This window comes from Flavobacterium ginsengiterrae (assembly GCF_039539785.1).
Classification (GTDB): domain Bacteria; phylum Bacteroidota; class Bacteroidia; order Flavobacteriales; family Flavobacteriaceae; genus Flavobacterium; species Flavobacterium ginsengiterrae.
Window position 1 is genome coordinate 732,724 of record NZ_BAABDU010000004.1, and the last position, 13,207, is coordinate 745,930.

Sequence of the window (13,207 nt, forward strand, 5' to 3'; positions counted from 1 at the left end):
GTACTCGAAATATAGTTACTTTTGTCGCGAAAATTAATGTCCGCAAAATCCAATTCAATCTATGTCAGATTCCCCAAAAAACCAATTAAGAAAAAGTTTAGGTTTAAGTTTTAATATTGCCGTTTTAATAGGCGGTACAATTGGCGTTGGAATTTTAAGAACACCAGGCACAATAGCAGAAATGCTGCATAATTACTGGCTAATTCTGGCATCTTGGCTTTTTGGAGGTTTATATGTTTTACTTGGTGCCAATTCATATTCAGAATTAGCGACAATGCTGCCAAAAGCCGGTGGATCTTATAATTACATCAAAAGAGCTTTGGGCGATTATGCCGGATTTCTTTCCGGCTGGTACGATTATATTGTTAATGCCATTCCGCCTGCATTTTATTGCATTGTAATCAGTGAATATACGATTATCTTATTTCCGGAACTCAGCAGTTATTCTACCGTAATTTCTATTGCTTTACTTATTGCATTTGTTTTACTGCACTTAAGCGGTGTCAAAAACGGAAGTGTGATTCAGCAGATTACCAGTTTTCTCAAAGTAATTTGTTTTGTAGCTTTAGTAATTGCGTGTTTTATGTATACAGGCGTTGAAGTACCTGCAATAAAAACCGATAATTCAATCTTTCAAATTGGACTTATTTTTAGCTTTTTTAAATCATTACAGCTTATAATTGGAACATATAACGGATGGAATGCCGTTTGTTTTTTTGCCGAAGAAAATGATGATCCGGGCAAAAATATCCCAAAGTCTTTATACAGCGGCGTTCTACTTGTAGTGGCGATTTATATTCTGGTAAATGCAGCATTTTTTCATGTTCTGCCCATTGAAACATTAGCAAAATCTAATTTGGCTGCTGCCGATGTTGCCAAGATTCTTTTTGGAGAAAACGGAGCTAAAATAGTAACGGTGATTTCGATTTTTTCTTTAATCAGTATTTTGAATGCTTTTATGATGATTCCGCCGAGAATTCTTTACGGATTAAGTCGTGATGGATTTTTTATCAAACAGGGAACTCAGGTAAATAAAGGCGGAACACCAATTGTAGCGCTTTTAGTTTCGTCGTTTTTTAGTTTATTTTTAATCTGTATTGGTTCTTTTGAAGTATTATTTTCATTTGCCGCTTTTATCTCTATAATTGTCTGGGGACTGGCTTATTATTCTCTTTTAAAATTACGAATCAAAGAACCTCATCTACCAAGACCTTATCGCTCATTTTGGTATCCTTGGACAACCATAATCGCTATTATATTCTCTATCGCATTGCTTGCGGGATTCATTTATAGTGATCCTATCAGTTTTCTTATTATTGTTGCAATTGCTGTGGTTTCTTATCCTTTGTTTTTGGTTTTGAGCAAGAATAAAAAATAGTACAAAACTTACAATTATTTTTAAATTTGCTAAAATGTATTACTTTTACATTTTAGAATAATGAAACATGAATTACAACTTATCATTTCAGGAAAGAGCGAAGTTAAGCATGGAACAATTATCCAAGCAGCAACCCGTTACCTTAGAAGAAGCCAAGGCTCAAGTGAAATGGCTAAAGAATTCAAGCACTTCAAAAAACAAGAAGCAGAAGCCTTAACTAGGTTTGCCAACAAAAATAATCTTTGGGTTTTAGATGTTAATCCGGAAAGTTATGTCTCTGAAGGAGCCGAGCAAAAAGTTTATTTAAAGGATGGAAAAACCGTTCTTAAATTAAATGATGCAATTTATTACACTTCATGGATTGATTATTTCAATAATCTTTTATTAAACAATTTCTTTTTTCCAGATACTGCATACAATTTACTTGGCTTTTACCAAAATGAAGATGTTTTATACGCTGTCGTTGAACAGCCATTTGTTAAAGCAACCGAAAAAACTGATTTAGAAGTTGTGAAAAAATTCATGCATTCAAATGGTTTCCAAAACACCAAAAACAATGATTACTTCAATCCGGATTTAGGAATAATTCTGGAAGATCTGCATGATGAAAATGTACTTACAGAAAATGGAATACTACAATTTATAGATACCGTTTTCTATATAAAAGATAAATTTTACGAAATATAAAACCCGACAGCTTTCAAAAAAAACTGTCGGGTTTGTTTTTAATATAAACTAAGTTTGATTTCTTACTTCAAACCAGCCAAACTCTGCTCAATTGTAGCAATTTTTGCTAAAGCATCGGCTTGTTTTTGTTTTTCAAGATTTAATACTTTTTCCGGAGCTCCGTTTACGAATTTCTCGTTTGAAAGTTTTGCTTCAACCGATTTCAAGAAACCTTTTGTATAGTTTAATTCTTCTGTCAGTTTTGCAATTTCTGCTTCAACATCGATATTTCCTGTAATCGGAATGAAATATTCATTTGATTTTACACGGAAAGACAATGCACCGTCTACTTTCTCAGAAACATATTCGAAAGCAGAAACGTTTCCTAATTTCGTGATAATTGAATCAAAATAAGTAGAAACATTTTCACTGTTGATTCCTTTTAATTCGATTGTATCTTTAAACGGAATGTTTTTGTCTTTACGAATTGTTCTGATTCCAGAAATTACCTCAATTGAATTTTCGAAATCAGAAATCAATTTAGCATCAAAAGATTTTACTTCCGGCCAGGTTGAAACAATTAAAGCTTCCTCAGGCGTTCTTTCTGCGATTAACTGCCAGATTTCCTCTGTTAAGAAAGGCATAAATGGGTGAAGCAGTTTCAAGTTGTTTTCTAACATTTCGATCGCTTTCGCGAAAGTTACGCTGTCAATTGGCTGTTGGTAAGCCGGTTTAATCATTTCTAGGAACCAAGAACAGAAATCATCCCAAACCAATTTGTAAATTGCCATTAATGAATCTGAAATTCTGTATTTCTCAAAGTTGTCTTCAATATCAACTAAAGTCTGCTGTAACTTCGCTTCGTACCATTCGATCGCTACTTTTGAAGATTCTGGCTGTGGAATTGCATCTGAAACTTCCCATCCTTTAATCAATTTGAAGGCATTCCAAATTTTGTTAGAGAACGCTTTTCCTTGGCTGCATAATTCTTCATCAAACATGATATCGTTTCCTGCAGAAGCACTCAAAAGCAATCCTACACGAACTCCGTCCGCACTAAACTTATCGATCAAATCTAAAGGATCAGGAGAGTTTCCTAGTGATTTAGACATTTTACGACGTTGTTTGTCACGAACTAAACCTGTTAAATATACATTTGTAAATGGTTTTTCGCCTGCATATTCGTAACCCGCGATAATCATTCTTGCAACCCAGAAAAATAAAATATCCGGACCTGTTACCAAGTCATTTGTTGGATAATAATATTTAAAATCTGGACTTTCTGGATCCATAATGCCACCAAAAACAGACATTGGCCATAACCAAGATGAAAACCAGGTATCTAAAGCATCAACATCCTGTTTAAGGTCGTTTATTGTTAATTGTTTATTGTTTGTCGCTTCTTGTGCTAATTTTAGTGCATCTTCGATATTTTCTGCAACTACGAAATCTTCTTTTCCGTCTCCGTAATAATACGCCGGAATTTGTTGTCCCCACCATAATTGACGAGAAATATTCCAATCGCGAATGTTGTTTAACCAATGCGCGTACGTATTTTCGAAACGTTTTGGATGTAATTTAATATCTCCAGTTTCTAAAACCGATTTAATAGCAGGTTTAACCAATTCTTCCATTTTCAAGAACCATTGGTCTGATAATCTTGGCTCGATTACCGCTTTTGTTCTTTCAGAAGTTCCAACTTTATTTAAGTGTGTTTCTGTTTTTGCTAAAGCTCCAATTTCTTGAAGTTCTTTTTCAATTTCTTTACGAACTACAAAACGGTCTTTTCCTTGATAGTGTAATCCGAAGCTGTTTAAAGTTGCATCTTCATTAAAAATATCAACGATTTCTAGGTTATGTTTTTCACCCAAAGTTTTATCGTTCATATCGTGCGCAGGTGTCACTTTCAAACATCCTGTTCCGAATTCTACATCTACATATTCGTCTTCGATAATCGGAATTACTCTTCCACAAATAGGAACGATCGCTTTTTTACCTTTCAAATGTGTAAAACGCTCATCATTAGGATTGATACAGATGGCAGTATCTCCGAAAATAGTTTCAGGACGTGTTGTAGCGATAGTCAGGAAATCTTCTGAACCTTCGATTTTATATTTTAAGAAAAATAGTTTTCCTTGTTGTTCTTCGTAAATTACTTCTTCATCAGATAAAGTAGTTTTTGCTTCCGGATCCCAGTTTACCATTCTATAACCACGGTAAATTAATCCTTTGTTGTATAAATCAACAAACGACTTAATTACAGAAGCAGACATATCTGGATCCATCGTAAATTTTGTACGTTCCCAATCGCAGGAAGCACCTAATTTTTTAAGCTGTTCTAAGATTGTTCCACCGTATTTATCCGTCCATTCCCAAGCGTGTTTCAGGAATTCTTCACGGGTTAAATCGTTTTTATTGATTCCTTCCGCTTTTAATTTCGCCACAACTTTTGCCTCAGTTGCAATAGATGCGTGATCTGTTCCCGGAACCCAGCAAGCGTTGAATCCTTTTAAACGTGCTCTACGAATTAAAACATCCTGAATTGTATTATTCAGCATGTGCCCCATATGCAAGACACCAGTGACGTTTGGAGGAGGAATTACAATAGTATATGGCGTTCTATGATCAGGTTCTGAATGAAAATAGTTGTTTTTCATCCAATACTCATACCATTTGTTTTCAATCGTCTTCGCGTCAAATTGTGCTGGAATTGTCATTTATATATGTTTAATCGTTTATTTGTTTAAAAAAATTGGTTCAATTTTTGTAATTATAATTAACAGCAAAAGTAAATAATTAAGTACACTATAAAAAACGAATTAATAATTTGTGTGTTAATTAAAACAATGTATATTTACTTACAATTAATAAAACAATTTCAAAATGAAAAATGTTGCCTCTTTTATTGCTGTCGTATTGTTTAGTGCAATAGGTTATGCACAAAATGGCCCAAAGATTGAATTTGCAGCCCCGGACAATACGATTGATTATGGAAAAATTTCTAAAAGTGACAGTGGACTACGTTCCTTTGAATTCACAAACACTGGCGATGCACCGCTGTTAATTACTGGTGCCGAATCGACTTTGAGTTCTATTATTGTTACTAAACCTGCTGCGGCTGTTATGCCTGGCAAAAAAGGAAAAATCGATGTAAAATACAATATGGCCAGCGGTCCTATTCGTAAAACGATTACGGTTGAAACCAACGCTGTCAATTATCCTGACGGACGAGTTGCCCTTAAAATTAAAGGTGAAGTTTTATAAAAAAATAAATCTAAAAATAGTAAAAGCCGTTTCTTAAGAAACGGCTTTTTTATTGTGATTCAGATTGTAATTATTTTTTATCAGCACATTCTGCTGCGTCGAATTTATATTTTACACGTTCAAAATCGATTGGTTTATCTTTTACCAAATAAGTAACGCCCATTGTAGTCTGCATCGTTCCGTTTCCTAAAATAAGCTGTTTGTCTCGTTTTAAAAATGCCATTGGGTTTTTAAACGTTTTATCCTTATTTACATTATCTTTAAAAGTGTAGTCTACAAACAAAGTGTCACCATGAAATTCGCCCGCCACTTCGCCGGTTCTAATTGTAGATGGAGCTACTTTCATAATCATATTACCATTTAGTTTTCCGTTTTTTAAAGTGTTTAATTTTAAAGCGAGAGTATCTTTTTCATAAACAGACTGATAACATTCTGTGCTTACAACTGTCTCAGCATCTGCTTTTGCGGCCGCATCTTCTTTTTGTTTTTCTTCATTTTTACAGCTTTGAAAAGCAAGCCCTATTACAAGCAGACAAGGTAAAACTAGATTTTTCATATTTTAATATTTTATTTCATGGTTATTCTATAAAATTAAATAAAAAAGAAATCAACCAAAAGCATTTTACAAAATATTGGCTTTAAAAATAATAAAACCCGACAGGTTTTTAAGGCCTTCGGGTTTATAGTGCATTACAACATGGTTTATAGATTTTTAATTACAAACTCAGATCTTCGGTTTAATTCGTGTTCTTCTTCTGAGCAGGCCTCATCGGTTTTACATTTTATAACAGGCACTGATTCTCCGTAACCTTTTGCAGAAACTCTTTTGGCATCTATTCCGGACTGAATTATAAACTCTCTGGTTGAATTGGCTCTTTTTTGAGATAAATCGGCATTGTATTTTACACTTCCTCTTGAATCTGTATGTGATCCAATTTCAATTACCATTCCCGGATATTTTCTCATCAATTCAACTACTCTGCCTAAAATAATTTTCGACTCTTTTCGAATGTACCACAAATCATAATCAAAATAAATAGGATCTGTTTTTATTATTAAGCGGTCTTTATCTCTTACAACATCTTTTTCTTTCTCTAAAATCTCCTTAACTCTTTCATTCTTTTTAACTTCGGCCGCTGCGATTTCAGCTTCTTTGGCTTTTTTCTCTTTCTTTTTTAATTCTATAGCGGCAAGTTCAGTTTTCTTTTTAGTTTCTTCTTCAATAATAATTTGCTGTTGTCTTTTCTTTTCGGCTTTTTCTTTTTCTTCTAATTTGATAACTTCTAAAGATTTCAATGCTAATGAAGCATCATTTACAGCATCTCGGGTTTTGTCTAAAGTAAGCGTAACAGACTCGTTTGTGTATTTTTCTTTAGAAGCCGAAATTTTATAAGAAGCTTCGCAGGCAACCGTAAAACTAAATTTTCCATCTGCAGAAGTAACAATCATATTCAGGGTTTTATTATCTGAATCCTGCAATATTACGGTTGCATTTTCCAGCGCCAGTTTGGTATCAACATCGGTAATAATTCCGGCAATAAATTGTTTACAATCTTCAACAATTAAATCTTTGATTTCTTTAAACTGATAGATATCGTCATTGCCCTTTCCTCCTTCTCTGTTTGATGCAAAATATCCTTCTTTTGTCTCAACATTCATATTAAAGGCAAAATCGTCTAAATTTGAATTTACAGGCAGACCAACGTTAACCGGTTTTGAGTATTGGTTTTCATTTATTTCGGAAACAAAAATATCCAGAGAACCATAGCCCAGATGTCCGTTTGAAGAAAAATAAAGTTTATTATCTGCAGAAACAAAAGGAAATTGTTCTCTTTTATCTGTATTTACCAACGGACCAAGATTTTTTGGCGTATCAAATGCACCTTTATTTATATTGACAGAATAAATATCAAATGAACCAAAACTTCCCGGCATATCTGATGCAAAATATAATACTTTTTCATCGGCACTTAAAGCAGGATGTTCTACTGAATAATTCGGACTATTGAACGGAAGCGAAGTAATATTAGTCCATTTTCCTTCAACTAATTCGGCTTTAAAAATCTGAAGATTTGAAATCTTTTTTTCGTCTCTTTTTTTCGTTCCGTTTTTAGAATTATTTCGGGTGAAATACATCGTTTTGCCGTCTTTTGTAAAAACAGCATTTGATTCGTGCATTCCGGTTTTTAATTCTTTGGCAAAATAATTTACAATAGAATCGGCAGAATTAATGTTTTTTAATGGAACCGTTACTAAATTTAAATACGCTGCATTATCCCATTTGTACTTTTTGTCAAATAATCCGGGTTTTAATTTAACACCTGCAAACACTAAATTTCCATTGTATTCAACTGCACCAAATTCAGAATTTGGAGTATTAAGAGCCAGATTTTTAATTTCGAAACGTTTACCAATTGCCGTTACATTTTCTAAGGTTTTAAGATCTTTTTCAAAATTGGCAAGATCTTCTGTATTAGATGATTTTGCGTAATATTCTTTTAAAGCTTCGTTGGCATCGTCGTAACTATTTGTTGCTTTTAAGGTTTGAGCATATCTAAAATAGTATTCACGGTCTAAATTATTATTGTAGTTTTTAACCAGCAAACGGTAATATCGTTGTGCTTTTACGAGATCGTTTGTATAAAAATAAGAATCGGCAAGATTTTTTATTACTTCCTGCGAAGGTCTTTCGTCTGCCAGTTTTTGATACAAAATAACCGCTTCACTATAATAAGTTCTGTCAAAAAATTTCTTTGCTCTTATCAATTCCTGATCCTGAGCATTTATAAACTGTATTGAAAATACGAATATAATAACGAGTAGTTTTTTCATATTTTTCATTTTAAAAGAATCTTGGAGATTTATCAAAACCTTTTCCTAATAAATCGAGATCAAAGAGCAGCATAATTTCGTGTGTTCCTGAGTTGAACTGACCAAAATTAGTAAGCGTATAATCGTATGCATAACCTACTCTTAGTGAAGGCGTAACATTGATATTAAATAAAGCACTTACAGAATCGTCTATTCTGTATGCAGCGCCAAATTCGAACTTTTCATTATATAAAACGTTTGCCGTAAGATCTAAAGTTATTGGAGCGCCTTTTACAAATTTTGACATAAATGCGGGTTTTACTTTCCACATATCGTTAACCTGAAAAACATATCCGGCGGTTAAAAAAGCATGGATTTCTTCGGATCCAAAAGCGTTTATTCCTGATTTTTCTTCAATGTATTTTGATTTCAATAAGTTAGGAGCCGATAATCCTACATACAGGTTATCTCTAAAATAATAAGCTCCTACTCCAATATTGGGTTTTGTGGCATTTATGTTTTCTGAAAAAGCAAAATCAGTCTGTGGATCTGTAAAACGAAATCCGTTAAAATTAGTCTGCATGGTTGACAAACCGGCTTTAAGTCCAAGCGAAAGTTTGTTTCTGCCTCCTAAATTTAAAACGTATGCAAAATCGGCATAAATGTTATTTTCCTTTTTTGCACCGTCGCCAATATCATCTGAAATAAATGATAAACCGGCTTCTACTTTATCTGTAATGGCAGTATGTCCGAAAAAAGTAAATGTTTTAGGAGCTCCAACCGCACCAACCCATTGTGTTCTGTACAAGGCACCAAAATTCATCATTGCCGGAACTCCTGTTGCGTAGGCAGGGTTTACTACGCTCATATTATACATATAATGCGTGTATTCGGGATCCTGTTGTGCAGAAACTGATAAGTAAAAGAGGAAATTTATAATGAGTAGTATTTTTTTCATTTGAAGAATATATTTTAAGAATATAAAAACAGAATTATCGGTTTAGATAAAGACGGCCCTGTTTGGGCGGTTTGTTGTCTTTATTAAAATGCAGTACATAAAAATAAACTCCATTTGGCGCTACTCCGCCGGCAATGCCGCTTTTTTCGTAATTCATTCCGTCCCAAGCGGGTTTATTGTTATCTCCTTTATACATTCCGTTTCCATATCTATTATATATTTCAAGCGTATAATTTGGGTATAAAAATTCAATATCCTTAATTACAAATGAATCGTTAACCCCGTCTCCGTTTGGTGAAAATCCATCTGGAATAAAAAAGTCATGCGGCACATCATCGCAGTCCGTTAATGCGACAGTAACTTCGATATATTCTGAAGAAAAACATCCTGAAGCTGGAAAATTAAATCCATAATATTTCCCTTGCTCAGTCAACGGTGTTGAAGCTGATAACAGATTTCCATTTTCAGGAGCATCATACCAGACTACAGTCGATGAAATATTGGTATTATTTGATAAATCTGCAATAGTTGGGCTGGTAAGTCCACAGAAATTTTGTCCGTCAGAATTTAACACCGGAGCCTGAGAATCGTTTACCGTAACCACAACCAATGCGGGCTCAGATGTACAGCCTGCTGCCGAAGTTTCTCTAACATAATAGTTTCCGGATTCTAAAATAACCGTAACGGCCAGAGGTTCTGCTGCAGTTTCTGAACTGTACCATTTGTATTGATTTCCATTTGGAACTAAATTGGCAACAGCAGCTTCATCAACTTTACAAAATGACAGCGGGCTAACGGTTGGTTTCACCGGAATTGGGTTAATTGTAAAAGTATCGATTACGTTGGTTAAGTCAATATCGCAGCTGGTTATATTATTTTTCAAATTTATAAGCGATATTATAGTCGAACCGGTGTTTAAAAGTAAATCAGCAGGTATTATAAAATCTGCTTTTCCGTTAGAAACCGTTAAAACTGCTGTTTCCAGAGTACTCAAATTACTATCCTGCAGCATATATGAAACTGTTACATCTGTTAAAGTTCCTAATCCTGAAATTGTTGCCGTTACCGGACTTTTTAAACAATAATCATTAACTGCAACGCTTAACTGCGAAGTATTAGGAAGAGGATTAATAATTAAATCTCCTCTTATAGTCGCAGTGTTTGTACAACCGGTTACTGTATTGGTAATATTAGTAATGGTAATACTTGATATACCACTGTTTACATTTAATCCTGCGGGAATTATAAAACTTGAAGCTCCCCCTGCAACCGTAATATTAGCAGTTTGTCCTAAAGCGGTATTACTGCCCGTTACATTATAACGTATATTATAATTTCCATCTGCCAGACGCAGGGCGTTTGTAAGCTGTACCAATGCATTTTTATTTTGGCAGGTTGGTTCAGGTGTTAAAACAGCTCCATCTAAATAAGGCAGTGTGTGTATTTGTAAATTTGTGTTTAAATTGTTTATAATATTTCGACAGGCTCCTTTGCTGTTTACGGCCGCAATATTTGTTATGGTGACATTAAAAATCCCAACCTGTCTGAAATAAGAAGAATCTATTGGAAAAGTCAATTTTCCATTTACAAAAGACGCACGTATTGTTTCTGTTCCGCCATTTGGTCCTGAAACATTAAAGGTAACCCAATATTCAGCATCTGGAATAGCTTCTAATCCTTGGGTAATTGTCGCTGAATATGTGGCCGTTCTTATTTCATTTTCGCAGATATCTTTTTCGACTTCAATTTTTGCTCCTGTAAAATCTAATCTTTTTTCGAGTGTAATAATTATAGGTGTCGTTTTATCTGGACAGTTGTTATTATCAGACAGAACTCTATAATTATAAATGTACGTTCCGGGGCCATAAACAGCAAAAATTTGTTTAAGATTGATAACCGGATTCGACGGTGACGTTATGCCAATACCACTCCATGATCCATTAGGATCCTGACCTGATAATCTTGTGGTTAAATCTAAAGCTGTATAACCATTTAAATCAGTGGTCCCGCATAATGTTAAATCGCTGGCTGTTCCGGATTGGGGAGCTCTGATAACGGTAAGTGTTATTGTCGTTGTTAAAGGTGCTGTATCGCATCCCAGAACTGGAGGCACCGTGTAACTATACTGATAGTTACCATTCATATTGGTTATAGAAATTACAGAATTTACAATCGTACCTGAATTATCTCTCCATATTCCGTTTGTATGCGGACTTATTACTGTACTATTAAATGCAGAAAATAAATTGTATGTGTTTTCATCACTGCATTTTGTTGCATACGGAGCCGGATAACCTTCAAATGCGCCAATTGTAACTAAAACTTTTGCAGTATTAGTGGCGCAGCCTGTCGCAGCGGGAGCCGTATATGTATATTGATAGGTTCCGCCGGCTCTAATAGCTTGTGCGTTTAAAATTCCTGTTGAAGTACTCAATCCTCTTGAACTATCATCACCAGACCACGTACCGCCGGGCACAGGGCTTCCTCCTAAATATGAAAACAGAGAAACTGATCTATTTGAAATATCTTCGACATCACAAATTGTCACAGCTCCATCAGTACCAGCACATTGCGAATAAATTTTTGGAGAGAAAACCGTTAAAAAAATAAAAAACAATAAATATTGTAAGAAATTAGCGTAGTTTTTGACCATAAATTATTATTTTCGATAAACATAATAAAATATGTGTTTACTTTCTAAAAAAACTTAATTTTCTTATTAATTTTAAAAATATCATCGATATAGAGCCTGTAGAATATTTTTCTCCAACAATATTCATAATTAAAAACTACAATTCATCTTCCAGTCTAAATTTGAATTTTAAAATAAGGCTGTTTCTTTCTACTTCGAGGGTTATCCAAGTATCATCTTCAGATTTTAAAAGCTGGTTAATCTGTTGTAAAGAATACTTATACGGACTTTCGCTATTAATTCGCACGATAATATCGCCCTTTTGCAGACCTGCTTTTTCTGCAGCAGAACCTTTTCTGATATTCACGATTTCGTAAATAGGTTTTAATGAAAACTTGTATCTAAAATTGCCTCCGCTGGTATTATTATTAGCAGCCATTTCGGCCTCGCTCAAAGATCCGGCTACTTTTACGGTTTCTAAATGAACCGTTTCCTGAACCCATTGCAAACCGTTATGCTGAATTGTAATACCGCTTTTATTATAGGTAAAAGGTTCAGAAAATTTATGGTTCTTTCTTAAATACAGCTTTTGATCTTTATAATCTAATACAATAGTAAATCGCTTTAAAACTTCTCCTCCAACAGAACCAATACGATCCGGAACCATTTTTACATTTCGAATTGACGATGAATCCGGAAATGCTACAATAGGTTTTTTAAAATCAAATTCATCAATAGAAAACATTTTTATTCTGGCACGATGCCCTTCAATATCACCGCTGAAACCTTTTCCTAAAAAATCAGGAAAGTTCTTTTTTGGAAGTTTTATTTTGTTGTTTTCAAAAATCCAGAACGCATCGCTGTTACCAATATCAATAAGCAGTTTGGCTTTAACATCTAAACTGTCAACAATTGCGCTTGTAAAAATATAAGGTTTCGATTTTTCGATTGTAATAGGAATCGATTTAAACCTCTTATTAAGTTTCTTTTTAATCGCTTCATTATCTGCGTGAACTGTAATTTTTCGTTTTTCATAATTCACCTCAATTAAATTATTTTTGAAAAATTTATAACCAATAATGCCATTTACCGGAATACCTATATGAGATGAAAGATTAAAACTCTGATCCAGAATTACAAACAGCGTATGATTTTCTGATTTTAATCCGTGGGTTTCAAATGTATTTTTGGTAGATTTTAATCCTTCGATTTCATTTTCAGAGCCCAGTCCTCTAAGTCTAATTTTTTCGACATTATTAAATTTAACCTCCTTCATTTCGTCCATACTAAACAAAATAGTTTCCTCGACACCAGAATCTAATAGAAAATTCAGTTCGATTCCGTTGACTTTTATTGGAATAAAAATGAGGTTATTAATCAATTTAAAAGGGATTACAGCCTTATTTTTATTGTTTTGAATAATGAAACTATCTTGGGCTTTTAAGCAAAAAGGCAGCAATAAGCCAAAAAACAGGACGATATATTTTTTCATTGGCAA

The 13,207-nt window shown here is 34.0% G+C and carries 9 protein-coding genes; 3 read left to right on the plus strand and 6 right to left on the minus strand.

Annotation, left to right across the window (positions count from 1 at the left end; genetic code table 11):
• The first annotated feature begins 61 nt into the window (after positions 1-61).
• Positions 62-1,378 carry an APC family permease gene (locus ABD859_RS13720; RefSeq protein WP_345145183.1) on the plus strand — a complete coding sequence of 439 codons (1,317 nt, stop codon included), beginning with the start codon at positions 62-64 and terminating at the stop codon, positions 1,376-1,378.
• 60 nt (positions 1,379-1,438) lie between these two features.
• Positions 1,439-2,065, plus strand: coding sequence for a putative polyvalent protein kinase domain-containing protein (locus ABD859_RS13725; protein WP_345145184.1), 627 nt, complete (start codon positions 1,439-1,441; stop codon positions 2,063-2,065).
• Positions 2,066-2,127: 62 nt separating this feature from the next.
• Here ABD859_RS13725 and ABD859_RS13730 read toward each other — a convergent pair whose 3' ends face one another.
• Positions 2,128-4,761, minus strand: a complete 2,634-nt coding sequence (locus tag ABD859_RS13730) for a valine--tRNA ligase (protein ID WP_345145185.1) — start codon at positions 4,759-4,761, stop codon at positions 2,128-2,130.
• Between the two features lie 166 nt (positions 4,762-4,927).
• Here ABD859_RS13730 and ABD859_RS13735 point away from each other — a divergent pair, with 166 nt between their 5' ends.
• Positions 4,928-5,308: a DUF1573 domain-containing protein gene (locus tag ABD859_RS13735; RefSeq protein ID WP_345145186.1), complete on the plus strand. Its 381-nt coding sequence runs from the start codon at positions 4,928-4,930 to the stop codon at positions 5,306-5,308.
• A 70-nt stretch (positions 5,309-5,378) separates the two neighbouring features.
• On the opposite strand, the gene ABD859_RS13740 is transcribed toward ABD859_RS13735, so the two are convergent.
• The 5 genes from ABD859_RS13740 to ABD859_RS13760 form a co-directional block, all read right to left on the minus strand.
• Positions 5,379-5,864, minus strand: a complete 486-nt coding sequence (locus tag ABD859_RS13740; protein ID WP_345145187.1) for a hypothetical protein — start codon at positions 5,862-5,864, stop codon at positions 5,379-5,381.
• A 146-nt stretch (positions 5,865-6,010) separates the two neighbouring features.
• Positions 6,011-8,140: an OmpA family protein gene (locus ABD859_RS13745; protein WP_345145188.1), complete on the minus strand. Its 2,130-nt coding sequence runs from the start codon at positions 8,138-8,140 to the stop codon at positions 6,011-6,013.
• A gap of 10 nt (positions 8,141-8,150) precedes the next feature.
• The gene (locus ABD859_RS13750) at positions 8,151-9,077 is read right to left on the minus strand and encodes a PorP/SprF family type IX secretion system membrane protein (RefSeq protein WP_345145189.1); all 927 of its coding nucleotides are present in this window, start codon (positions 9,075-9,077) and stop codon (positions 8,151-8,153) included.
• 34 nt (positions 9,078-9,111) lie between these two features.
• The gene (locus ABD859_RS13755; protein WP_345145190.1) at positions 9,112-11,730 is read right to left on the minus strand and encodes a gliding motility-associated C-terminal domain-containing protein; all 2,619 of its coding nucleotides are present in this window, start codon (positions 11,728-11,730) and stop codon (positions 9,112-9,114) included.
• 136 nt (positions 11,731-11,866) lie between these two features.
• Positions 11,867-13,201: a PDZ domain-containing protein gene (locus tag ABD859_RS13760; protein WP_345145191.1), complete on the minus strand. Its 1,335-nt coding sequence runs from the start codon at positions 13,199-13,201 to the stop codon at positions 11,867-11,869.
• Between the last annotated feature and the right edge of the window lie 6 nt (positions 13,202-13,207).